The sequence below is a fragment of the Cryptosporangium sp. NPDC051539 genome (assembly GCF_044454545.1).
Lineage (GTDB): Bacteria > Actinomycetota > Actinomycetes > Mycobacteriales > Cryptosporangiaceae > Cryptosporangium.
Genome location: NZ_JBITDV010000018.1, coordinates 113,954 through 135,735 on the forward strand (window position 1 = coordinate 113,954; position 21,782 = coordinate 135,735).

Below are 21,782 nucleotides of genomic sequence, written 5' to 3' on the forward strand. Positions count from 1 at the left end.
GGTCTCCCTCGGCTGTTAGGTTAGGCGTGCCTAAGTAGATCGATCGGGGAGGGGACGGTCGTGACGGTCGTCGTGGCGGCGTCGGTGGTCGCGGTGCAGACGGTGAGCCCGAGCGTCGTGCGGATCACGTTAGGTGGTCTCGGGGGCGTGTGCTGCAACGGGTTCGATCAGCGCATGAAGCTTCTGTTCGCACGCGATGGCGACCTGGTGCTGCCGTCGCGCGAGGACTGGTGGGGCTCGTACCGGGCTCTGCCCGACGACGTGCGGCCGGTGATGCGGACGTTCACGATCCGCTCCCAGGATCCGGGCACCGGGCGCCTGGACGTCGAGTTCGCGCTGCACGGCGTGGCCGGGCCGGCGTCCGCCTGGGCTTCGAGGGCGCAGGTGGGCAGCACGGTCGGCGTGATCGCGGCGGCCGTGCCCGACGCGGCCAGGGCCGCGACCGCCTACGAGCCGGGCGGCGCCGACTGGCAGTTGCTGGTGGGGGACGACACCGCGCTGCCGGCGATCGCGGCGATCCTGGAGACGCTGCCGGCGTCGGCGGTGGCGCGGGTGATCGTGCGGGTCCCGACACCGGCCGACGTCCGGGTGCTGCCGACTCCGGGCCGGGACGTGTCGGTGACCTGGCTGACCGGGCCGGCGTCGCTCGCCCCGGCCGTGGCGGCGTTGGACCTGCCGGACGGCGTTCCCTACGCCTGGGTCGCCGGGGAGGCGGCGGACGTGCGCGACGTGCGGCGCCACCTGGTCGGCGAGCGGGGCTGGACGGCGAAGCAGCACTACTTCGGCGGGTACTGGCGGGCCGGGGTGTCGGAGGACGCGGCGTGAGCCCGTTCGGCCGGCCGGTGACCACCGTGGAGGAGCTCCGCGGTTTCGTCGAGGAACCGCATCCGCACATGAAGTACAAGATCATTCCGGTGATCGACGAGGAGACCGGGCGCTTCCTGTCGGCGTCGACGTACTTCCTGCTGGCCACCGTGGGGTCCGACGGCCGGGTGGACGTATCGCCCCGCGGCGAGCGAGCCGGCGGCGTGCGGGTGCTGGACGAGCGGCACCTCGCGTTCGGTGATCGGCCCGGCAACCGGCGGATCGACAGCTTCCGGAACATCGTCGAGCGGCCGAACGTCGGGATGCTGTTCCTGGTGCCGGGCGCGCGCGAGACCGTGCGGGTCAACGGGCGGGCGACGATCGTCCGGGAGGCGCCGTGGCTCGCGGAGCTGCCGGAGACCGGGGCGGTGCTCGCCGACGATCGCGGGAAGTCGCCGATGCTCGGCACCGTGGTGGAGGTGGAGGAACTGTTCCTGCACTGCGGGCAGGCGCCGGTGCGGGGTGGCCTGTGGAGGCCCGGCAGTTGGCCCGAGCCCGAGGCGCTTCCGAGTGTGAAGGAACTCTTCTCCAGCCAGTCCGCCTACTGGGACGACCCCCTGCCGGGCGTAGAACGCCGCTATCCCGCGGAGCGTGAGGTCCACAGGCCGGCGGGTTGTCCACAGGCGGCACCGGTCGCCGGGCGACGGCGCGGTGGATGAACCAGCCTGACCAGCATGGAGTCTCTGCCCGAGGTGATCGCGTACCAGCGTGGACTGGTGCTCCGGAGTCAGGCCCTGGCGACGGGGCTGACCGACGCGGCGATCGATTGGCGCATCTCCCGGGGGACATGGCGCCGGGCTCTGCCGGGGCTGGTGGCCACGTTCACGGGTGAACCGACCCCGGAGCAGTGGCTGACCGGCGCCTGCCTTTACGGCGGGCGCGACTCCCAGGTGACCGGCACGGCGGCGTTGCGGTGGCACGGGGCGCGCTACGTGCCGGCCGACGCCCTGACCTCGGTCTTGATCCCGGCGGAGCGTCGGCGTGCGTCCTGCGGCTTCGTGCGGATCATCCGTACCACCCGCCTTGATCCGCACGCTCTGGTGCGAAACGGCTTGACGGTGTGCAGCGTCGCGCGGGCGGCGGCGGACGCGGCGCGGGCCGGGCATGCGGTCGGAGACACCCGAGCGCTTTTGGCCGATCTCGTCCAGCGGGGGTTGACGAGCATCGAACGGCTCGAGACCGAGCTGACCTCGGGGCCGGTGCGCGGCAGCGCGGTGCTTCGGCGGGTGCTTTCGGAGCTGCGTGACGGCAGCGCACGTTGATGCGTCACAACGTGCTCGCCGCTCACGGCGTACTGACACTGCACTTCACACCACGTGAAGTCCGGGCCGAACCCGGCCGGGTCCTGGCCCAGATCGAGCAGACGTGCGCGGCGCGTGCGCGAGGGTTCCGCGGCGTGCGCGTGGATCACGCGGGCGGCATGGATGGAGATTTGCTCATGCCCAGGCACGGAAAACGGTTCATCCACGACGCGGGCTGAGCGTGCGAGGGAAGGGCGTGGTGTGACATGAGTGATTGACGGGAATCTGTCCAATCACGAGCGGGGGTGGGTTGGTCCGCGCTAGGAAGGATCTCGGTTACCGAACGTCGCCGACTTTCCTTACCCAGAACCACCGATTTTGACCAGAATTGCCGATGAAGGGTCCGCATGCGCCCGCTGTCCGCATTAGCTCTGTCCGCCGTCACTGTGGGCGCCATCGTGTTCGTGGGAGCCGCTCCCGCGCAGGCGATCGCCAACGGCTGGCCGGTTCCGGAGGGCAAATACCGGTTCTCGGCGAAGCTGACGATGACCGGCATCCCGAAGCCCGACGGCACCACTCGCAACAGCGGCTGCTCCGGCGCCCTCGTCTCGAGCCAGTGGATCCTCACCGCCGGTCACTGCTTCCACGACGTCAACGGCACCAGGGTCAGCGGCCCGGTGCCCTACGACACCACGGTCACGCTGGGTCGCGTCGAGGCCGACGGTCCGGGCGGGGTCGACGTGAAGGCCACCGAGGTCCAGCAGTCGCCGGTCAACGACATCGCGCTGGCCAAGCTCGCACACCCGGTCAGGCGCATCAAGCCGATCGGCATCGCCGAATCCGTTCCGCAGGTCGGCGAGAAGCTGCGCCTGACCGGCTGGGGCGCGCTCGACGGCACCAGCGGGACGCCCGCCGAGCACCTGCAGACCGGCCTGTTCTCGGTCGGCAGCGTCGCCGCCACCACGATCGGCGTCATCGGCAAGGCTCCGTCGCCGAGCACGAGCGCGTGCCTGTTCGACTCGGGTGCGCCCTACTTCCGCGAGTCGCGCAAGGGCCCGGAGGTCGTCTCGACCGAGAGCACCGGCCCCGACTGCCCGCACTTCGTCGAGGAGACGACCGCCCGGGTGGACGTGGCCGCGGACTGGATCCACGACACGATCGGCTGAACCACCCCGCAGCGGCCGTTGGCACCCGGCCGCTGCGGCCAGGGCGTTCCCCCCGAGCGGATCAGGGCGCGCAGGTGTTCCGGTAGGCGATGCCGGGAGCGTACGACGCCCACACGTCCGCCGGTAACCCACCGCCCGCGCGGCGGCAGGCGTCGGTGAGGAGAGCGACCGCCGTCACCGGGGGCGTGGCCGGGGCCGCGTCCCAGCGGACGACGGTGCCGTCGGACGCGGCGCTGAGCAGGGTCGCCGACTTCTGGTCGAACGCGACGTCGCGGACGGTCCCCTTCTGCACGGCTGCCGACGTCACGAGCGCCCGGCTCGACGGGTTCCACGTCGTCACGGCACCGCCGGAGCCGCCGCCGGCCAGGTGCCGGCCGTCCGGCGACCAGGCGACGACCTCGAACCGCACCCCGTCGGGGCCCCGGACCACGACCGGAGCGCCCGGCGCCGACGTCGACACGTCGACCAGCCGGACGGCGCCACCGGCCACCACCGCCAGCTGCCGCCCGTCCGGGCTGAAGGCCAGGTCGGCGACGCCGTCGAGCCCGTCGATCGTCGCGACTTGCTGCGCCTGGGCCGGGTCGGCGACGTTCCAGAGGCGGACGGTCCCGCTCCGGGCGTAGGCGAGCAGGTCGCGCCGCGGGCTGAACGCCAGCGCGGTCACCGGCTCCGCGCCGCCGCCGAACACGTCACCGATCGCGGTCGGCGACGCCGGCTTCGACACGTCCCACAGCTGGACCTGCCCTTGCGACCCGCCGGTCGCGAGCGTCCGGCCGTCGGGTGCGAACCCGAGCGCGGTCACGCCGGAGAAGGACAACGTCCCGGCCGTCGCCGAGGACACCCAGAGCTGCACGCCGTCGGGCCCGCCGAGCGCGGCCGTCTTCCCGTCCGCCGTCCGGCTCATCTTCGACGCGGTGGACGCCTGCCGGAAGCGCCGCTGGGGCTCGCCGTCGAGGCTCCACTCCGACACCGCCCGGTCGGACGTGCGGATCAGCACCGATGGCCCGTCCGGATCCAGCACGGCACCGACCAGCGGCTGGGTCTGGGTGGCGCCCCGGAACGTCGTGGTGCGCACGGTGTCGGTCAGCGCCTGCTGGGTACCGGCGCCGGGATCGAGGTACTGCGCCGCGACGCCGAGTTGCAGCGCGCGCCGCGGGTCGGTGGCACGCAGCCGGACGGCGTCCCGGAGCATCGCCTGCGCGACGGCCGTGTGCAGGTCGGCGTCGGCGCGGCGGTGGTCGGCGGCCGCGCCGCGGCCGGACCCGAACGCGACGGTCGTGAGCACCAGGGCCAGCACCAGCAGCACCGACAGCGCCAGGATCGACGACACCGCGGTTCGCCGCGCCCGCCGGTGCTGATCGACGTCCGCGGAAAGCAGTTCGCGTTTCGACGTCCCCAGGATCGTGGCGGTGAGCGTGGCCGCCTCGGAGCGGAAGTCCGGATCGTGGACCGACAGGTCCTCGCGGCCGACCGCCCAGCGCAGGTCGGCGTACGGCGGCGGCGTGCGGTAGCGGCCGGCGAGGGCGCGCGGGAGGCAGTCGGTACGGGACCAGTCGAAGTCGTCGCGGCCCCAGTGGATCTCGCCGTCGACGAGGACGAGGAGCAGCCGGTCGGTGCCGAACTTGCTCAGCCAGAAGCCGACCTCGCGCTCTACCCAGCGGGAGCGTGCGGCCTTCCGCGAGGCCAGCAGGATCAGGTAGCGGGAGCGGTCGAGCTCGGCGAACAGGTCCGACCGGAGCGAGCCGCTGGGCTCGGTGTCGGTGGTGTCGCGGTACACCGACAGCGCGCTGCGCCGCCACCAGGGCTTCCCGATCGTGCGGATCGCCTGCTGGAGCGTCGACGCGACGCTGTTGCCGTCGGACCACGCGTAGGTGAGGAACGCGTCGTGCGCCGCCATCGGTCACCGACCTTGCTCGTTGCTGCCGCCCGGTTCGGCCGAGTGGCCTCACCGTAGCGGGCCAGAACGCTAACCGATCCGCCTACGGGCGGGTAGCCGAACGGCCGGTGGTTTCCGCTGCCCACCGGGCCGCGGCGGTGCGGTTGGGGACGTCGAGCTTCATCAGGATGGCCGAGACGTGATGGCTGACGGTCTTGGGCGTGATGAACAGGGTCGCGGCGATGTCGGCGTTGCTCAGGCCGTCACGGACCAGGTCGAGGACCTCGCGTTCCCGCTGGGTCAGCCCCTGGGGGTGGGCGCGGGTGGCGGTCCGCGGACCGGCCGGGATCGTCCGCGCGCCCAGTGCCCGCAGGCGCCGCCGCGCCAGGGGCAGCACGGCGGACGCGTCCAGGTCGGTGAGCAGCGCCAGGGCGTCGCGCAGGTCCGGCTCGTCGGGGGCGTCGAGCAGGGCCAGCGCGGCCTCGTACGGGCATCCGATCGTCAGCCACTCCCGGGCCGACTCGACCGGTTTGCCGTCGAGCAGCAGCCGGTCGGGAGAGGTGATCTCGCCCCGCGGCGGACGCGGGGAGCCGGCCCGCCTCAGCCACACCGCGACCGCACCCCGCCTCCAGACGTCGCTCGTCGCGCAGACGTCGTCGGCGAGCTCGGCCTCCCTGCGGGCCGCGGCCAGGTCCCCGGCCAGCCAGAACGCCTCGGCGCGGGCCAGCCGGGCCGGGATCTGGTGCTGCGGCTCGCCTCCGGCGTCGGCGGACGCGACCGCCTCGTCGAGGTAGGTCCAGGCGTCCGGGTGCCCGCGGCGGGCCAGGATGCCGCCGACCCGAATCACCGAGCACATCCGTCCGCCCGGAGTGCTGCCCACCGTGGTGAGCAGTTGCTCGCTGAGCTCGACGGCCTCCTCCCAGCGGCCGGTGCGGTCGAGGATGTTGGCCCGTTCGCCCCGCAGGCAGGTGGCGTAGGTCGTGACGTCGTGCTCGTCGCAGTAGGCGATGCCGTCGGGAAGATACGTCTCGGCCTCGGCGAACTGCCGCCGGTCGACGTGGAGGCCGCAGAGGTTGGTGTATGCGCGTCCGGCCTGGTCGTGGTGGCCGCCGTCGCGGGCGATCCGCAGCGCCGTGCGCATCATGTCCGTCCACTCCAGACCTTGGCACGCCTGTGCGGCGGCCTGGGTGTTCAGCGCGTCGCTGAGCACGTCGGCGGCGTCGAAGCGGGTCGCGAGCGTCTGGGCACGCCGGGCCAGGCCGACCGCGGCGCCGTAGTCGGAGTGCAGCATGCGCAGGTTGGCGTAGGTGGCGTAGGCCCGCGCGAGGTCCACGCCGGGCCCGAGCGGTTCCAGCGTCGCCACGGCGGCGTCGGCTGCGGCGAACGCGTCGGCGCCGCGGCCGACGTTCCACCGGATCCGCGAGACGCGGCTGAGTGCGCCGCCTACCCGGGCCTGGTCGCCCGCGGTGCGCCAGAGCGTCAGCGCGTGTTCGGCGGCGGCCTCGGCCTCGTGCCAGCGATCGAGCAGCATGAGTTCGTCCGCCAGACGTTCGTGCAGGTCGGCGCGGTCGGGCGCGTCGATTCCGGCGGCGAAGCGCAGCGCGCGTTCGTAGTGCGCGGCCGCCTCCCGGTGGGAGGCCAGCGCCACCGACCGGCGCGCGGCGGCACCGGCGTGACGGACCACGGCCGCCGCGTCGTGGGCACCCTCGGCGTGGAACGCGAGCCGGGCGTCGTCGGTGCTGCCGAACGCCTCGAGCGCGGCCAGCGCGCGCCGGTGGATCGGGCCGCCGCGATGCGGCGGAACCGCCTCGGAGACCGCCCGGCGGGCGATCTCGTGGCGGAAGCGGAGGCCGTCGGTGTCGGCGATCAGCAGCCCGCTGCTCAGGAGTTCGTCGACGGCGGACGGTGAGCAGCCGGTCACCGCCTCCAGGAGGCGCAGCCCGACCCGGGTGCCGGTCAGCGCGGCGACGTCGAGCACGTCACGGGCGCCGGGGCTCAGGCGGGCGGCGCGGGCCAGCACGGCGTCGCGGGCCGACCCCGGCACGTCCGGCGTCGGCGACCGCAGTACTTCGGTGACGTAGAACGGGTTGCCGCCGGTGAGCCGGTGCAACTCGTCGGCCTGGCCCGGCCCGGCCAGTTCGGCGACCGCGTGCACGGACAGTGGCGCCAGCCCGAGGCGCCGGGTGGAGCGCTGCGAGGCCAGGTCACCGAGGACGACCCGCAGCGGCGAGCCGGCGGCCAGCCCGTCGTCCCGGTACGTGGCCAGGATCAACGCGGTGGCGTCGGCGATCCGGCGCCCCAGATAGCGCATCAGGTCGAGCGTGGCGTCGTCGGCCCAGTGCAGGTCTTCGATGACGACGACGTCCAGCACGTCGCGTGCCCGGATCCGGCGCAGCAGGCCGCGGAACAGGTCCTCGCGGTCGGCGCCGGCCCGGCAGAGGTCGGCGAAGTTCCCGCCGAGGGCGTCGGCCAGGTCGAACATTGGGCCCAGCGGGCGGGGCGTGAACAGGCCGTCGCAGGCGCCCCACGACCAGCGTGCGGCGGGCAGGTCGCGGCTCAGCCGTTCGACCAGCGCGGACTTGCCCACGCCGGCCTCGCCGCCGATCAGCACGAGACGGCCCTGGCCGCGGCCGGCCTCGGTCGCGAACTCCCCGAGAGCACGCAGCGGCGACTCCCGCTCCAGTAACGGTGCGGCGTCCGGAGGCACTCGGCACCCACCCCCGAAATGGTCGGTCAGCCGTCTTTTCCAGCGACCTCCCGACGGTACGCCCTGTGCGCGAGCCGGGCCCCGCCCGAGAACTGGCCGGTCGCCAGGATCGCGGCCGCGGCGAGGGCCATCGGGATCATCAGCAGCACGTCGAGAGCCACCGGGCCGAGGCCACCGTTCTCGATCAGCAGGATCTCGCCGCCGACGCCGCAGACCAGGTTCGAGCAGCCGTGCGCGAGGCTGGTGACCCAGACGCTGCCCGAGCGGACGAACAGCCAGCCGAGCAGGATCGCCATCAGCATCGTGTGCAGGCCTCGCCCCAGAAGATCGGCGGGACGACGAACGCGGCGAGCGCGAGCAGGGCCACCGTGGCGTAGCCGGCCGGGTGGGTGCCGGTCAGCGTCACCGCGAGGCCGGTCGCGATCGCCACCAGGATGGCTCCCCAGGCGAGGCCGAACGCGAGCGCTGCGTACCGGAGGACACCCTTCATGCGTCGAGCACACCAGCGCGGACGGACCGGGTCACTCCAGGTAGCCGGAGGTTTCCGGTAGGGCTGGACGTAGATTGGAGCGATGACCCTTGTGGACGAAGTGCGGTCGGCGCTCGGCCCGGATCGGCTGGTCGAAGACCCCGACGTCCAGGTTTCGTACGCGTCCGACGAGGCCGAATGGGCGCCGTTCGGGAAGCCGCTGCTGGTCGTCCGCCCGCGGACGAGCGCGGAGGTGCAGGAGGTCGTGCGGGCCTGCCTGCGCCACCGGGTGCCGCTGGTGCCGCGCGGCGCGGGCACCGGCCTGTCGGGCGGTGCGAACGCGATCGACGGCTGCGTGGTGCTCTCCACCGAGCAGATGACGCGGATCGTCGAGATCAACCCGGTCGAGCGGCTGGCCGTGGTGCAGCCGGGCGTGGTCAACGAGGTGTTGCGGACGGCGTGCGCTGCCGAAGGCCTCTGGTATCCGCCCGACCCGGCCAGCGCGCCGTGGTCGACGATCGGCGGCAACGTGGCGACGAACGCCGGTGGCCTGTGCTGCGTGAAGTACGGCGTGACCAGGGACTACGTGCTGGCGCTGGAGGTCGTCACCGGCACCGGGGAGCTGGTCCGGCTCGGGCGGCGCACCGCGAAGGGTGTCGCCGGGTACGACCTCGCCGGGCTCGTCGTCGGCTCGGAGGGGACGCTCGGCGTCGTCACCGAGGTGACCGTCCGGCTGCGTCCGGCGCGCCCGCCGGAGCGGACGGTCGCCGGGTACTTCGACTCGATCGTCGACGCCGGTGAGGCCGTGCGGGCGGTGGGCGAGGCGGGGGTCGTGCCGTCGGCGCTGGAATTGGTGGACCGGCACTGCCTGGCCGCGGTCGACGCCTGGAAGAACATGGGCCTGTCGGTCGACGCGAACGTCGTGCTGCTCGGCCGGTCGGACGCGCCCGGCCCGGCCGGCGAGGCGGAGGCTGCCACGATGCTCGCCTGCTTCGAGCGGGCCGGAGCGACGTGGGCCGCTCGATCGACCGATGCCGACGAGGCCGAGGCGCTGTTCTCGGCCCGGCGGCTGGCGTATCCGGCGCTGGAGCGGCTCGGGCCGGTGCTGACCGAGGACGTGTGCGTCCCGAAGGCGGCGGTGTCCGAGATGCTGGGGCGCATCGAGGCGGTGGCCGCGCGCAACGACGTCCTGATCGCCAACCTCGCGCACGCCGGGGACGGCAACCTGCACCCGCTGATCATCACGCCGCCCGGTGACCCGGCCGCAAGGCAGCGGGCGGAGGTGGCGTTCGAGCAGATCCTGTCCGACGCGCTGGAGCTGGGCGGAACGGTCACCGGGGAGCACGGCGTGGGGCTGCTGAAGCGCGGTGGACTCTCGCGGGAGCTGTCGCCCGCGGTGCAGGCGATGCACCGGGCGGTGAAAGACGCCCTGGATCCGGAAGGCATCCTCAACCCCGGCAAGGTGTTCCGCTGAGGACGGTGCGCTGCAGAATCGCTGCAACCTGTGCGATGGCGGATCATTCGTGGCGGAGCGGGCTTAACGTGTAGTTGTGGGGGTCACTACGGGGAGCGCCGCGATCGAGTGGGACTGGATCCTGCGCGGGCGCCCGTGGTGCGCGCACGAGCGCGGGGCGGTCGACGTGGGCGACGGCGAGCACCACGCGTGCGCGGAGTGCGGGGCCCAGTGGTGGTACCTGGGCGCACCGCCTCCACCGCGCGGTGAGAGGTATGCGATCGCGGTGATCGGTCAGGAGTTGGTGGTGCCCCGGGAGGGCGAGGTCAGGTCGTAGACGGTGACGCCGCCGACGGTGCTCGAGGTGTAGTTCTCCTCGACCCACTGGGTGATCTCGGACGACGTCCCCGAGCTGGCGGAGCCGCCGAAGCCCCTGCCGCCGCCGGCGACGAAGTAGTGGATCCGGCCGGCCCGCACGTACTGCTGGAACGCGGCGAGGGTCGGGGTCGGGTCGGTGCCGTTGAAGCCGCCGATGGCCATGACCGGGTCGCCGGTGGCGAGCTGGTAGCCGGAGGCGCTGTTCGAGCCGATCGTGGCCGCTACCCAGGTGTATTTCCCGGCGTCCTGCTTCAGGAGCGCGGTGAGTGCGGCGCTCGGCGTGCTGCCGTTGAGGAGGCTGCCGCCCCCGCGGTTACCGCCGCCCGTCCGCGGGCCGCCGGTTCCCCCCGGCATCTGCGGGGTCCCCTGGCTCCCGGTTCCACCGGGAAACTGCTGCTGCCCGTTGCCCTGCTGTCCGTTGCCCAGCTGACCCGGGCCCTGCCGGCCCGGCATCGTGAAGCCGCCCGGATTGCCGGCTCCTTGGCGTCCGCCGAATCGGGCGCCTGCCGTGCGTCCGCCGAAACCGCCGGAGGCGCCGGCCGGACCGGCACTGGGGATCGCGCCCTCGTGCGACACCGAGGCGGTCTGGACCGCGTACGCGGCCGGCGCCGCGAGCCCCAGCACGACGGCGGCCGCCGCCAGAGCGATCGCGAGCCGGCGCGCCAGACGCGGGGTGAACGCGAGCCCGGCCGCGACGGCGAGCCCGCCGACGAGGACGACCCAGCGGAGCCACGGCTGCCAGTCCGACCGTCCGAGCAGGACGAATCCCCAGACCGCGGTCGCGGCCATCGCCGCCGCGAGCACGGCCCGACCGGCGTCCTCGCCGCGCAGCCGCCAGACCGAGACCGCGCCGATGCCGACGACCGCGCCGATCGCCGGTGCGAGCGCCACCGTGTAGTACGGGTGGATGATGCCCTGCATGTAGCTGAAGACCAGCCCGGTGACGACGAGCCACCCGCCCCAGAGCAGCATCCCGGCCCGCCGGAGATCGGTGCGCGGAGCCCGGGCCGTGACGCTCAGCACGGCCACCAGCAGGATCAACGCCGCCGGGATCAGCCACGACGCCTGGGTACCGAACTCGGAGTTGAACAACCGGTTCCAGCCGGTCTCACCCCACGACCCGGCGCCGCCGCCGCCCGGTGTCACGCTCCCGGCTTCGTCGCCCGACAGCCGGCCCAGGCCGTTGTAGCCGAGTACCAGGTCGAGCACGCTGTTGTTCTGCGACCCACCGATGTACGGACGGCTGCTCGACGGCCAGAGCTCGGCGACCACGACCCACCAGCCCCCGGCGACGATCATCGACGCCAGCGCGATCAGCAATCCGACGATCCGGCGCCGCACCGGCGTGTCGGCCACGACCAGGTACACCAGCCCCAGCACCGGCACGATCACGAGCGCCTGCAGCATCTTGGTGAGGAAACCGAAACCGATCAGCACGCCCGCGAGCGCCAGCCACCAGGTGCTGGTGGCCTCGATCGCCCGCATCGTCGCGTACACCGCTCCGATGAGGAGCAGCACCAGCAGAGCGTCCGGATTGTTGAACCGGAACATCAGCGTGGCGACCGGCGTGAGCGCCAGAACGGCGCCGGCGATCAGACCGGCGACCGGTCCGTACCAACGGCGGACCGCCAGGTACAGGAGGCCGACACCGGCAATGCCCTCAGCGGCCTGGGGGACCAGGATGCTCCAGGCGTTGACGCCGAAGATCCGCGCGGAGATGTCCATGACCCAGAGCGCGGCCGGGGTCTTGTCGACCGTGATGAAGTTCGCCGCGTCGGACGAGCCGAAGAAGAACGCCTTCCAGCTCTGGGTGCCGGCCTGGACCGCGGCCGAGTAGAAGCTGTTCGCCCACCCGGAGGAGCCGAGGTCCCACAGGTAGAGCACGGCGGTGCCGAGCAGCAGCCCGAGCAGCGCCGGCCGGATCCAGCGGGGGTCGTCGGAGCGTCCGCGCCAGACCCGGGCGAACCGACCGGCCGGGGCCGGGGCCTCGTACGTGCGCGGCGGGGGCGTTTCGAGAGCGGTCATCGACGGTTCCTGGGTGGGAGAGACGGTCACTGGACCTTCTTCAGCCGGCGCGGGTGGAAGACCCAGGCCCGGAAGAGAAGGAAGCGGAGCACGGTCGCGGCGAGGTTCGCGCAGATCAGCACGACCAGCTCGACACCCCGGCCGGGCGCGGGCACCACCGCGTGCAGCACCGACAGCGCGCCGGTGGTGAGCACGAGCCCGAGGCCGAAGACCATCAGCCCCTCGAAGTGCTGCCGCCCGCGCTTCGCGCCCCCACGGACGCCGAACGTCAGCCGGCGGTTGGCCGCGGTGTTCGCGATCGCGGTGAGCAGCAGCGCGAGCAGGTTCGCGGTGAACGCGCCGAGCACGCCCCGCAGCAGCACGTACAACACCAGATAGGCGAGCGTGCTGGCGACGCCGATCCCGCCGAACCGGAGCAGCTGCCGCACCAGCCCGGACGGGACGCCGGGCGCCACCTCCGGGGAGTTGCGCCCCAGCGACGCTCGCACGGTGTGCAACGGCAACGCCCCGGTCGCCAGGCCCCGGCCCAGCCGCCACACCCCGCGGAGGTCCGCGACCGCGGTGGCGACGATGTCGACGCGGCTGTCGGGGTCGTCGACCCAGTCGACCGGCACCTCGTGGATACGCAGCCCGGCCCGCTCGGCCAGCACCAGCATCTCGGTGTCGAAGAACCAACCCGTGTCTTCGACCAGCGGGAGCAACCGCGAGGCCACGTCGCGCCGGATCGCCTTGAAGCCGCACTGCGCATCGGAGAACCCGGCCTGCAGCGTGCCGCGCAGGATCAGGTTGTAGCAGCGCGAGATCACCTCGCGCTTGGCACCGCGGACGACCCGCGACCCCTTCGAGAGCCGGGTGCCGATCGCCAGGTCGGAGTGGCCCGAGATCAGCGGCGCGACCAGCGGGAGCAGCGCGGCCAGGTCCGTCGACAGGTCGACGTCCATGTAGGCCAGGATCGGCGCGTCGGAGCCGGTCCAGACGGTCTTCAGCGCCCGGCCGCGGCCTTTCTCGGCCAGGTGGACGGCGGTGAGGCCGGGCAGCTGGCCGGCCAGCCAGTGCGCGATCGCGTAGGTGTTGTCGGTGCTGGCGTTGTCGGCGACCGTGATCCGGAACGGGTAGGGGAACGTCGAGGTCAGGTGGGCGTGCAGCCGCCGTACCGAGGACTCGATGCCCTTCTCCTCGTTGTAGACGGGGATCACGACGTCGAGCACGGCGTTGCCGGCCTCGGCTGCGGCTCGGACGGGATCGAGCAGTTCGGCCGGGGAGTCGTTGTTCTCCCCGTCCAGGGTCGCGGTGGTCATGTGGTTCAGATTCGGGTGGCGACCTGTCGACCCGATGGGACCGGACTGTTAGTTCTCTGTGAAGCGAGTTCTACTATGCTGCTAGTACAACGACAGAAGGAGTGCGCATGCTCGACGCGATCGGACTCGGGAAGCGGTACGGCCGCCGCCGCTGGGGCCTCCGCGATTGCTCGTTCACGGTGCCTGCCGGGCGCGTGGCCGCCCTGGTCGGCGCGAACGGCGCCGGGAAGACGACCCTGCTGCGCCTGGCCGCCGGGCTCGTCCGCCCGACCGAGGGCGAGATCCGCGTCGGCGGCGTCCCCGCTGCGCGGGCGGTGAGCCGCGTCGCCTACGTCGGTCAGGCCAAACCGCTGTACTCCGGCCTCACCGTCGCGGAGACCGTCCGGTTCGGCGTCGCGACCAATCCGGCGTTCGACGCTGCCGGCACGTCCGCGCGCCTGCGCGCTCTGGGCATTCCTCTGGACGTCCGGGTGAGCCGGCTGTCCGGCGGGCAGCGCACCCAGGTCGCGCTCGCGCTGGCGCTGGGCAAGCGGGCCGACGTCGTGCTGCTGGACGAACCGATGGCCGATCTCGATCCGCTGGCCCGGGTCGCGCTGCTCGGCGAGCTGATGGCGACCGTGGAAGAGCGCGGCTGCACGGTGCTGGTGTCCTCGCACGCACTGACCGAGCTCTCGGACGTCTGCGATTCGCTGTTGCTGATGAACGACGGTGCGCTGCAGGTCGTCGGAGCGATCGACGACCTGGTGACCGGCCACCGGGTGCTGGTCGGGCCGGCCGAGGCCTACTCCGGGTCCGCGCGCGTGGGGGCGCACGCGGTGGTCTCGGCGCAGACGACGCTCCGGCAGGCGACGGTGCTGGTCCGGGTGCGGGGCACGGCGTTCGATCCGCGCTGGGCCGTGCACGAGGTGTCGCTCACCGACGTGGTCCTGGGGTACCTGCGCAACCCCGTCGCGGCCGGGGTGGCCGGGGTGGCCGCGTGACCTGGCTGGCGTGGCGGCAGCAGCGGATACCGCTCGTGGCCGCGGCGGTCGTGATCGCGGTGTACGCGACGGCGGCCAACGGGCACCCGCCCTGGGTCGCCCGGCTGCTGGGCGAGGCGAACGACTTCGGTGAACCGGTGTACGTCCTCGCGCTCGGCTTCGGCGCTTGCTGGGCCGCTCCGCTGCTGGCCCGGGAGCAGCAGCTCGGCACGATCGACTTCGCGTACAGCCAGTCGGTCTCCCGTCTGCGCTGGGTGCTGACCCGGACCGCGTCGGTCTTCCTGGTCGCGGCCGCAACGACGCTCGGCGTGGTCGCGGCCGTGCGGTGGCTGTGGACGGTGTCGGTGTACGCGCCGGCTCCGCTGCAGTTCGTGCAGGCTCCCGGCCTGATCGCGGCCGTGCTCCTCGCGGTGGCGATCGGGTTCGGTGCCGGGGCCGTGCTGGGGCGGACCGTCCGGGCGATGGCCGCGACCGTCGCCGGGTTCTTCGTCGTGGTGGTCGGTTCCAACTCCGTGTACCTGACCGCGATGGCCCGAGGCGGGCCGATCTGGGACGAAGCCCGGGCTCAGAAGCTCGACCTGTACCTGGCCGCGGGTCACCTCGTACTCGCGTCGCTCTGCTACGCGGGCGCGGTGGTCTGGATGATTCGAAGGGTGCCGGAAGCATGATCTGGGTGACATGGCGGCAGCAGCGCCGGCTGGTCCTGGCCGGGGCGGCGGTGGTCGCGGGCGTGGCGCTGTCGGCGCTGGTCGAGGTGCACCGGAACGTCAACGACGGCGGCAGCACGACCCGGGCGATCGTGTCGTACCTGCCGGCCGCGCTCGGCGTGTTCTGGGGCGCGCCGCTGCTGGCCCGGCCCCTGCAGGACGGGACGGCCGAGCTGATCTGGGCGCAGCGCCTGCGGTGGCTGTCGGGCGCCGTCGCGGTCGTGGCCGCGGTGACGCTCGCCACCGCCCAGGGCGTGCGGTGGATCCTGCCGGGCGTGCTGGAGGGGTTTTCCCCGGGGTACCGGCACGACGTGGTGTCGGTGGCGGCGCTGGGGTATGCCGTGTTCGCGGTGGCACTCGGGGTGTTCACCGGTGCGGTACTCGGCCGGGTCGAGCCGGCGATGGCGGTGACGCTGCTGGGCTACGCGGCCGTGCGGTTCGGCGGGGGCGTGGTGCGCGAGCGGGTCGTGCCGGAACAACGATGGGAAAGCCTCGGGCCGGTCGAGCTGGGGTGCTACGCCGGGGTGGCCGTGCTCCTCCTCGTCGCCACGTTCGTCGTCGTGGCCCGGCGGGGGATGCGGTGATCGAGTTCCGGCTCGACCGGACGTCCGGCGTCACCACGTACCTGCAGCTCGTCCGGCAGGTGAAGGACGCGCTGCGGCTGGGCGTCCTGGAGGCCGGCGACCAGTTGCCGACCGCCCGCGCGGTGGTCGCCGCGCTCGCGATCAACCCCAACACGGTGCACAAGGCGTACCGGGAGCTCGAACGCGACGGCCTGGTCGAGTCCCGGCCGGGCCAGGGGACGTTCGTCATCCGCTCGCTGGCCTCCCCGGCACTGGACGCGCATCCGGACCTGCGCCGGTCGCTGGTCGGGTGGCTGACCGAGGCGCGCACCGCCGGTCTCGACCGGGACGCGGTGAACGCGCTCTTCACCAGCGCGATGCGGGAGGTGTTCGCCGAACGGGTGGCCTGATCCCTCATGGCCGTTCGGACCCGGTGACCGGTGGCCGTCCGGCTGCTGGGGCCCACGTGCAAGGATTTGGGCGGGCGTCGTCGAGGCCTGTCCGGAGGTCCGGCGCGTAGGGGAGGCAATGGCAGACAGTCGGTCGGTGAAGCGTCTCCCGTGGGTGATCGGCGCGGTGGTCGTGATCTGCGTCGTCGTTGCCGGGCTGGTGATCGCCAACCAGTCGGACGACAGCGGCCCCCGCACCGGCGACGCGGTTACCGACCGTGGCAACGAGAACACGCTGACGGTAGGTCCGCACGGCCAGTACCCGACGATCCAGAAAGCGGTGGACGCCGCCCAGGCCGGTGACACCGTGCGGATCGAGGGCGGGACGTACCACGAGTCCGTCAATATCTCGAAGGGCGGACGCCCGGGCGAGTACCTGACGGTCACCGCCAAAGAGGGCGAGAAGGTCGTTCTCGACGGCGAAGGCACGCTGCCCGACACCTCCGGTGACGAACAGCGCGGGCTGCTCACGTTCGACAAGCAGCAGTACGTGAAGATTTCCGGCCTCACCGTGACCCGGTCCAAGCGGCACGGCATCTACGCCGGTCACTCGAGCCACATCGTGATCAACGACTCCGAGATCTCCTACGCCCAGGACGGCGGCGTGCTGCTCGGCGACGGCTCCGACTACACGGTCACCGGCAACCGCGTCCACCACAACAACGCGGCCGCCGACGATGGCGACATCGAAGCCGCCGCCAACGAGGGCCTGACGCTCTACCGGGCCAAGAATTTCCGGATCTCGGGAAACGTCGTCCACGAGAACTACGAAGAAGGCATCGACGTCAAGAACTCCACCGCCGACGGGACGATCGAGTACAACTCGGTCTACGCCAACAACGGGCCGAACATCTACGTCGACGGCGCCAACGACATCCAGGTCTTCAACAACGACGTGTACGACGCGAAGGGGCCGACGAAGTCCGGCATCGGTCTCGCGGTGGAGTCGGGCGGCAGCGCGCGGGGCGTCCAGATCTTCAACAACCTGCTGCACGGCAATCCCGGCGGGGGCGTCGACTTCTGGATCGGTACGTACACCGACGTGCAGATCTACAACAACACGATCTACCAGAACGGCCGCGCGGCGATCCGGCTGCAGAGCGGCAACGTCAGCAACTCGGTCGCGGTCAACAACATCATCTGGGGCAACCCGCTCAACGACGTCACCGGCATCGCGATGTCCAGCAACCTGACGTCCGACCCGGAGTTCGTCGACCTGAACGCGGGTGACGTCCGGCTGAAGGAGAGCTCACCGGCGATCGACGCCGCGAACGCCGCGAAGGCCCCGAAGTTCGACTTCACCGGCGCGGCGCGGCCGGTCGGCAGCGCACCCGACCTGGGCGCGTACGAGTACGGCGCGAAGTCTCCGTCGGCGTCGCCCAGCGCGGACTGACGCGAGCACCGCAGCCGGCCGACGACTCGGTGCGGGTTCGGAGGGGCGGGAGGCGTCGACGTCGGCGGGGCCGGTGAGCGAAGGGCGGCCGGCGCTGTTCCCGGCTCCGTTCAGCGGGCTCGGAGAGCTTCCACCATCGCCGCGACCAGTTCGGGCGCGGTGATCGCGGTGACGTGGTCGCCGGGGACGGTGGCCTTGGTGGCTCGCGGCAGGATCGCGACGAGTTCGTCGGCGGAGGGGGCGCGCTCGTCGTCGGCGCCGATGGCGACGAGCGTCGGCGTCGGTATGCGGGCTACGACGTCTTCGGGCGTGGTGACCACGGAGTCGAGGGCTCGCACGACAGCGACCTGGTCCTCGCCGCTGGACTCGAGCCACTGAGCCAGGCGCTCCTCCGCGGAGCCGGGTTCGAACGTGCCCTCGACCGCCCGCCGCAGCCGCGCCCCCGCCCCGCCACCGGTGCCGAGTAGCTCCCGGAGGCCCTGTCCGGCGACGATCAGCCGGGCCGGGGTCGCGCCGAGGACCAGCATCCGGAACGCGATCCGGGCACCGAGCGAGTAGCCACCGAGGTCGTAGGCGGAGATTCCCAGGTGCTCGATCAGAGCGAGGCCGTCGTCGGCCAGCACGTCCGGGGGATAGGCGGCCGGGTCGTGTGGCTTCGCGCTGGCGCCGTGGCCGCGGAAGTCGGGCAGGATCACGCGGAACCCCGCGTCGGCCAGCGCGGCGGCCTGGCCGTGGCGCGTCCAGAGCGTGCCGTCGCCGAGCAGGCCGTGCAGCAGGATCAGGGGCCGGCCGGTGCCGACCTCCCGGTAGGCGAGCGTCGCACCGTCGCGGCCGGGGAACGAGGACTCCCGCATGCGCGCAGCGTACGACGGACCCGCCGGGGGCGGGGAGTCGCGGAGGGAGGCGGCCCGGTTGCCGGATCGGGGGCAGGTGTTACGTTGAAACGGAGACAGTCTCCGTTCTGACGATCCGAGGGCACCATGGGCTTCCCGCTATCGATCCTTGACCTCGCGCCCGTCGGCGCCGGCGAGTCGGCGACGAACGCGATCGCCTCGAGCGTCGCGCTGGCCCAGGCGGCGGAGGAGCACGGCTACCAGCGGGTCTGGTACGCCGAGCACCACAACATGCACGCGATCATGTCGTCGGCGACCAGCGTGCTGATCGCGCACATCGGCGCTCACACGAGCCGGATCCGGCTCGGTGCCGGTGGCATCATGCTGCCGAACCACTCTCCGCTGACGATCGCCGAGCAGTTCGGCACGCTCGCGGCGATGTACCCGGGGCGGATCGACCTGGGTCTCGGCCGCGCGCCGGGCTCGGACCAGAACACGATGTACGCGCTGCGACGCGACAACCGGTCGGCGGACGCGTTCCCGCAGGACGTCCAGGAGCTGCAGGGCTACCTGAGCGGCAACACGCGGGTGCCGGGGGTGAACGCGTACCCGGGCAAGGACTCGAACGTTCCGCTCTACATCCTGGGCTCGTCGCTGTTCGGCGCGCAGCTGGCGGCGGCGCTCGGGTTGCCCTACGCGTTCGCGTCGCATTTCGCGCCGCAGGCACTCACCCAGGCGGTCGCGGTGTATCGGCGGGAGTACCGGCCGTCCGAAGAGAACCCGGAGCCGTACGTGATCGCCGGGGTGAACGTGCTGGCCGCCGACACCGCTGCGGACGCGGCCGCGCAGCTCGAGGTCACCCGGCGGATGCGAGCCCGGCTGCTGTTCGGCCGGGGCCGGAACCTCACCGACGCCGAGACCGACGCGTTGATCGCGTCCGGGGCGGGGCAGCAGCTCGACGGGATGATGAAGTACTCCGCGGTGGGCACCCCGTCGGACGTGCGGACGTTCCTGGAGGCGTTCCGGAAGGAAGCCGACGCCGACGAGCTGATCGTGGCGCACCAGGCTCCCGGTACGGAGGGGCGCCTGCGGTCGGTGGCGCTGACGGCCGAGGCGATGGAGCAGGTTCCGGCCTGAGGCGCGGAGTAGCCCGCCCGCGCGCGGTCAAACGCGTGCGCGGGCGGACGCGACGCGACCGGGCTCGTCGCTCGGGAGCGTGAAACGGCGGCGGTAGGACGTGGGCGTGGTGGCGTAGGTGGCGGCGAAGTTCTGGCGGAAAGTCACCGCACTACCGAACCCGCACGCGCGTGCGATGCGATCCACCGACCACGGCGTGGCTTCGAGCAGCCGGCGGGCCTCGTCCAGACGGCGGGCCAGGGCCCAGTCGAGCGTCGCCCCCAGCTGGCCGACGCCACCCGGCTCGGGGATCGGGCGGTCGACGTACTGGGCCTGGCCGCCGTCGCGATGGGGCGCCACGACCAGGTGCCTGGCCACTGTGGAGGCGGCCGCCGAGCCCAGGACCGTCCGCAGGACGTGCAGGCAGGCGTCGATCGACGACGCGGTTCCGGCGGACGTCAGGACGTCGCCGTGGTCGAGGTAGAGCGCGGACGGGTTCACCGAGAGGTCAGGCCGGCGGCGGCCGAGCGACGACGCCGCGGACCAGCGTGACCAGCGGGTCAGGAGCCGGTCGCAGGTCTTCGTGCCAGGACGGCAAGACGAGCAAGCCGGCGCGGGGCACCACCGCGGGTCCGGACACGTCCCCGATCGTGATGCCCTCCGCCGTACGGATCCCCCGGCCGTCGTCGGTCCAGACCGCGATCTCCCACTCCACCTCTCCGAACACCAGCAACGGCGCCGCGAGGTCGTCGTCCAGCACGAGTACCCCGCGGGCGCCCCGGTGTTCGCGGTCGACTCGCCCGGCTGGGCGCTGCACCCCGACGTCGAGAAGCGCGCCACCGCGTCCTGGAAGCGCGTGACGAAGAGCAACTCGAGCGTCTTCGCCGGTACCGACGTCGCCGCCTGGCTGGCGGATCAGCAGGTCGACACGATCACGGTCGTCGGCTACATGATCAACAACTGCGACCTCGCCACCGCGGTGTCGGCGGAGGAACTGGGCCTCAGCACCGAGATCCTGTCCGACGCCACCGGCGCCATCCACCTGTCCAACAGCGCGGGCAGCGTCCCGGCGAAGCTGCTGCACGAGACCCTGCTGACGCTGCTCAACTCCAACTTCGCGGCGGTGACGACCACGGACGCCTGGGCGTCGGCGGTGGAGAACGACACCGAACTGCCCGCGCCCGATCTCGGTGCCTCCGCCACGCAGGGACGCGCGGCGTTCACGAACGGGTGATTGGTCAGCACCCCGCACCCGCCGACGCCCTGTCGGCCAAGGACCACCAGGCCCGATAGGCGGGCCGGGGCGCCGGACCTGGCGGTGCTCCGACCGCACAAACCGGTGAATCAGGCACACTCGGGGCATGGATGATTTCGGCGCAGCGATGCGAGAACTACGGGAGCGCGCGGAACCCGGAGTGCCGGAGACCGGTCGCCGGGTCCGCGGCCTCCGGAGAGAGGAACTCGCCGAGCGGGCCGGTGTCTCGGCCGACTACGTCCGCCGCCTGGAGCAGGGCCGGAGCCACCCCTCGGCGGGCGTCGTGAACGCGATCGCCCGGGCGTTACGCGCCGGACGGGCGGACTACGAGCGGCTCTGCGCTCTCGCGGGCTACGCGCCGTCCGACGGGCAGGTGCCGCACGAGCCGGGCCCGGCCGCGATGCGACTGCTCGAGCGCTTCGGTGACACCCCGGCGTTCCTCTGCGACGCGGCCTGGAACGCCGTCGCGGTCAACGGTGCGTGGCTGGCGCTGGCCCCCGGGGCACCGACCGGCGACGCCCGGGACTGGAACGTCGCCTGGCGCACGTTCACCAGCCCGCTCGGCGGGATCAGCCGCTCCCCGGAGCACGTGGCCGGGTTCCGGGCGCTGCTCGCGTCCCGGCTGCGCAGCGCGTCCCTGCGTTACCGCGCCGACGCGTCGCTGGCCGCGCTCGTCGACGACCTGCGCACCACGAGCCGGACGTTCGACACGCTCTGGCGGACGCCCGGCGCCCCGGTGACGCCGGAGAACCGCGCCGTGTTCGGTGGTGACCTCGCGCTCGACGGCAACCTCCTCGCGGTGCCGGGCGACGATCTGATGGCCGTGGTGCTGACCGCCGCGCCCGGCTCGCCCGACGCGGCCCGCCTGGCCGAGCGCGTCGCGCACGGGTCCCGGACCGCGGTGCGGGTGGGCCAACCCGGCCCAGGCTGACCGGCCGCCGGGCTGAAATGGTGGTGGGCACCGGGTCAACTACTTCGAATTCGAAGCAATGTGGTGAGCGCCACACCG

At 72.7% G+C, this 21,782-nt stretch carries 22 protein-coding genes and 1 pseudogene; 14 read left to right on the forward strand and 9 right to left on the reverse strand.

What is annotated here, in order from left to right:
- The first annotated feature begins 60 nt into the window (after positions 1–60).
- From ACIBZJ_RS39795 to ACIBZJ_RS39810, 4 genes are all read left to right on the forward strand, one after another.
- A complete protein-coding gene (locus ACIBZJ_RS39795) occupies positions 61–825 on the forward strand; it encodes a siderophore-interacting protein (RefSeq protein WP_395938812.1) in 765 nt (254 codons plus the stop codon).
- Positions 822–1,523, forward strand: a complete 702-nt coding sequence (locus tag ACIBZJ_RS39800; protein ID WP_395938813.1) for an MSMEG_1061 family FMN-dependent PPOX-type flavoprotein — start codon at positions 822–824, stop codon at positions 1,521–1,523. Before ACIBZJ_RS39795 ends, ACIBZJ_RS39800 begins: the two co-directional genes overlap by 4 nt.
- 15 nt (positions 1,524–1,538) lie before the next feature.
- Complete coding sequence (locus ACIBZJ_RS39805; protein ID WP_395938814.1) at positions 1,539–2,126, forward strand: type IV toxin-antitoxin system AbiEi family antitoxin; 588 nt, start codon at positions 1,539–1,541, stop codon at positions 2,124–2,126.
- A gap of 386 nt (positions 2,127–2,512) precedes the next feature.
- Positions 2,513–3,271 carry a S1 family peptidase gene (locus ACIBZJ_RS39810; protein WP_395938815.1) on the forward strand — a complete coding sequence of 253 codons (759 nt, stop codon included), beginning with the start codon at positions 2,513–2,515 and terminating at the stop codon, positions 3,269–3,271.
- Between the two features lie 61 nt (positions 3,272–3,332).
- Here the strand turns inward: ACIBZJ_RS39810 and ACIBZJ_RS39815 are convergent, their stop codons facing one another.
- The 4 genes from ACIBZJ_RS39815 to ACIBZJ_RS39830 all read right to left on the reverse strand — a co-directional run bounded on the left by ACIBZJ_RS39815 (position 3,333) and on the right by ACIBZJ_RS39830 (position 8,344).
- Positions 3,333–5,168: a hypothetical protein gene (locus ACIBZJ_RS39815; protein ID WP_395938816.1), complete on the reverse strand. Its 1,836-nt coding sequence runs from the start codon at positions 5,166–5,168 to the stop codon at positions 3,333–3,335.
- An 82-nt stretch (positions 5,169–5,250) separates the two neighbouring features.
- A complete protein-coding gene (locus ACIBZJ_RS39820) occupies positions 5,251–7,854 on the reverse strand; it encodes a LuxR C-terminal-related transcriptional regulator (protein WP_395938817.1) in 2,604 nt (867 codons plus the stop codon).
- Between the two features lie 26 nt (positions 7,855–7,880).
- Positions 7,881–8,150 carry a hypothetical protein gene (locus tag ACIBZJ_RS39825; RefSeq protein ID WP_395938818.1) on the reverse strand — a complete coding sequence of 90 codons (270 nt, stop codon included), beginning with the start codon at positions 8,148–8,150 and terminating at the stop codon, positions 7,881–7,883.
- Positions 8,150–8,344 carry a hypothetical protein gene (locus tag ACIBZJ_RS39830; RefSeq protein WP_395938819.1) on the reverse strand — a complete coding sequence of 65 codons (195 nt, stop codon included), beginning with the start codon at positions 8,342–8,344 and terminating at the stop codon, positions 8,150–8,152. The genes ACIBZJ_RS39825 and ACIBZJ_RS39830 overlap by 1 nt, the downstream gene beginning before the upstream one ends.
- 82 nt (positions 8,345–8,426) lie before the next feature.
- Between ACIBZJ_RS39830 and ACIBZJ_RS39835 the strand changes: the two genes are divergently transcribed.
- Together ACIBZJ_RS39835 and ACIBZJ_RS39840 are read left to right on the forward strand one after the other, a co-directional pair.
- On the forward strand, positions 8,427–9,797 hold the full coding sequence (locus tag ACIBZJ_RS39835; protein WP_395938820.1) for an FAD-binding oxidoreductase: 1,371 nt from the start codon (positions 8,427–8,429) through the stop codon (positions 9,795–9,797).
- A gap of 76 nt (positions 9,798–9,873) precedes the next feature.
- Positions 9,874–10,113: a hypothetical protein gene (locus ACIBZJ_RS39840; RefSeq protein WP_395938821.1), complete on the forward strand. Its 240-nt coding sequence runs from the start codon at positions 9,874–9,876 to the stop codon at positions 10,111–10,113.
- Here the strand turns inward: ACIBZJ_RS39840 and ACIBZJ_RS39845 are convergent.
- Together ACIBZJ_RS39845 and ACIBZJ_RS39850 are read right to left on the reverse strand one after the other, a co-directional pair.
- Positions 10,071–12,179, reverse strand: a complete 2,109-nt coding sequence (locus tag ACIBZJ_RS39845) for an ArnT family glycosyltransferase (protein WP_395938822.1) — start codon at positions 12,177–12,179, stop codon at positions 10,071–10,073. The two genes, ACIBZJ_RS39840 and ACIBZJ_RS39845, sit on opposite strands and share 43 nt — an antisense overlap.
- A 26-nt stretch (positions 12,180–12,205) precedes the next feature.
- Positions 12,206–13,477, reverse strand: coding sequence for a glycosyltransferase (locus tag ACIBZJ_RS39850; RefSeq protein ID WP_395938823.1), 1,272 nt, complete (start codon positions 13,475–13,477; stop codon positions 12,206–12,208).
- A gap of 107 nt (positions 13,478–13,584) precedes the next feature.
- Here ACIBZJ_RS39850 and ACIBZJ_RS39855 point away from each other — a divergent pair, with 107 nt between their 5' ends.
- From ACIBZJ_RS39855 to ACIBZJ_RS39875, 5 genes are all read left to right on the forward strand, one after another.
- Entirely contained in the window at positions 13,585–14,457 is an 873-nt protein-coding gene (locus ACIBZJ_RS39855; RefSeq protein ID WP_395938824.1) for an ABC transporter ATP-binding protein, read from the forward strand.
- Positions 14,454–15,125 (forward strand): hypothetical protein, encoded by a 672-nt coding sequence (locus ACIBZJ_RS39860; RefSeq protein WP_395938825.1) that lies wholly within the window; start codon positions 14,454–14,456, stop codon positions 15,123–15,125. Before ACIBZJ_RS39855 ends, ACIBZJ_RS39860 begins: the two co-directional genes overlap by 4 nt.
- Positions 15,122–15,748 (forward strand): hypothetical protein, encoded by a 627-nt coding sequence (locus tag ACIBZJ_RS39865; protein WP_395938826.1) that lies wholly within the window; start codon positions 15,122–15,124, stop codon positions 15,746–15,748. Before ACIBZJ_RS39860 ends, ACIBZJ_RS39865 begins: the two co-directional genes overlap by 4 nt.
- Positions 15,745–16,137, forward strand: coding sequence for a GntR family transcriptional regulator (locus ACIBZJ_RS39870; RefSeq protein ID WP_395938827.1), 393 nt, complete (start codon positions 15,745–15,747; stop codon positions 16,135–16,137). The genes ACIBZJ_RS39865 and ACIBZJ_RS39870 overlap by 4 nt, the downstream gene beginning before the upstream one ends.
- A gap of 136 nt (positions 16,138–16,273) precedes the next feature.
- A complete protein-coding gene (locus ACIBZJ_RS39875; protein WP_395938828.1) occupies positions 16,274–17,569 on the forward strand; it encodes a right-handed parallel beta-helix repeat-containing protein in 1,296 nt (431 codons plus the stop codon).
- A gap of 110 nt (positions 17,570–17,679) precedes the next feature.
- Here ACIBZJ_RS39875 and ACIBZJ_RS39880 read toward each other — a convergent pair whose 3' ends face one another.
- Positions 17,680–18,423 (reverse strand): alpha/beta fold hydrolase, encoded by a 744-nt coding sequence (locus tag ACIBZJ_RS39880; protein WP_395938829.1) that lies wholly within the window; start codon positions 18,421–18,423, stop codon positions 17,680–17,682.
- A gap of 126 nt (positions 18,424–18,549) precedes the next feature.
- Between ACIBZJ_RS39880 and ACIBZJ_RS39885 the strand changes: the two genes are divergently transcribed.
- On the forward strand, positions 18,550–19,539 hold the full coding sequence (locus ACIBZJ_RS39885) for an LLM class flavin-dependent oxidoreductase (RefSeq protein ID WP_395938830.1): 990 nt from the start codon (positions 18,550–18,552) through the stop codon (positions 19,537–19,539).
- A gap of 27 nt (positions 19,540–19,566) precedes the next feature.
- Here ACIBZJ_RS39885 and ACIBZJ_RS39890 read toward each other — a convergent pair whose 3' ends face one another.
- Positions 19,567–20,019, reverse strand: coding sequence for a helix-turn-helix domain-containing protein (locus ACIBZJ_RS39890; protein ID WP_395938831.1), 453 nt, complete (start codon positions 20,017–20,019; stop codon positions 19,567–19,569).
- Positions 20,020–20,026: 7 nt separating this feature from the next.
- Positions 20,027–20,278 carry a hypothetical protein gene (locus ACIBZJ_RS39895; protein WP_395938846.1) on the reverse strand — a complete coding sequence of 84 codons (252 nt, stop codon included), beginning with the start codon at positions 20,276–20,278 and terminating at the stop codon, positions 20,027–20,029.
- Positions 20,279–20,290: 12 nt separating this feature from the next.
- On the opposite strand from ACIBZJ_RS39895, the pseudogene ACIBZJ_RS39900 reads away from it, so the two are divergent.
- A pseudogene (locus tag ACIBZJ_RS39900) lies at positions 20,291–20,752 on the forward strand (isochorismatase family protein); the annotation flags it as partial.
- 127 nt (positions 20,753–20,879) lie between these two features.
- Complete coding sequence (locus tag ACIBZJ_RS39905) at positions 20,880–21,704, forward strand: helix-turn-helix domain-containing protein (RefSeq protein ID WP_395938832.1); 825 nt, start codon at positions 20,880–20,882, stop codon at positions 21,702–21,704.
- Positions 21,705–21,782: the final 78 nt, after the last annotated feature.

Coding starts and splice junctions, on each gene's coding strand:
- ACIBZJ_RS39815 (WP_395938816.1), bottom strand. CDS start 5,168: ATGGCGGCGCACGACGCGTTCCTCACCTACGCGTGGTCCGACGGCAAC.
- ACIBZJ_RS39855 (WP_395938824.1), top strand. CDS start 13,585: ATGCTCGACGCGATCGGACTCGGGAAGCGGTACGGCCGCCGCCGCTGG.
- ACIBZJ_RS39885 (WP_395938830.1), top strand. CDS start 18,550: ATGGGCTTCCCGCTATCGATCCTTGACCTCGCGCCCGTCGGCGCCGGC.
- ACIBZJ_RS39830 (WP_395938819.1), bottom strand. CDS start 8,344: ATGAAGGGTGTCCTCCGGTACGCAGCGCTCGCGTTCGGCCTCGCCTGG.
- ACIBZJ_RS39850 (WP_395938823.1), bottom strand. CDS start 13,477: ATGACCACCGCGACCCTGGACGGGGAGAACAACGACTCCCCGGCCGAA.
- ACIBZJ_RS39825 (WP_395938818.1), bottom strand. CDS start 8,150: ATGGCGATCCTGCTCGGCTGGCTGTTCGTCCGCTCGGGCAGCGTCTGG.
- ACIBZJ_RS39845 (WP_395938822.1), bottom strand. CDS start 12,179: ATGACCGCTCTCGAAACGCCCCCGCCGCGCACGTACGAGGCCCCGGCC.
- ACIBZJ_RS39805 (WP_395938814.1), top strand. CDS start 1,539: ATGGAGTCTCTGCCCGAGGTGATCGCGTACCAGCGTGGACTGGTGCTC.
- ACIBZJ_RS39905 (WP_395938832.1), top strand. CDS start 20,880: ATGGATGATTTCGGCGCAGCGATGCGAGAACTACGGGAGCGCGCGGAA.
- ACIBZJ_RS39810 (WP_395938815.1), top strand. CDS start 2,513: ATGCGCCCGCTGTCCGCATTAGCTCTGTCCGCCGTCACTGTGGGCGCC.
- ACIBZJ_RS39880 (WP_395938829.1), bottom strand. CDS start 18,423: ATGCGGGAGTCCTCGTTCCCCGGCCGCGACGGTGCGACGCTCGCCTAC.
- ACIBZJ_RS39835 (WP_395938820.1), top strand. CDS start 8,427: ATGACCCTTGTGGACGAAGTGCGGTCGGCGCTCGGCCCGGATCGGCTG.
- ACIBZJ_RS39865 (WP_395938826.1), top strand. CDS start 15,122: ATGATCTGGGTGACATGGCGGCAGCAGCGCCGGCTGGTCCTGGCCGGG.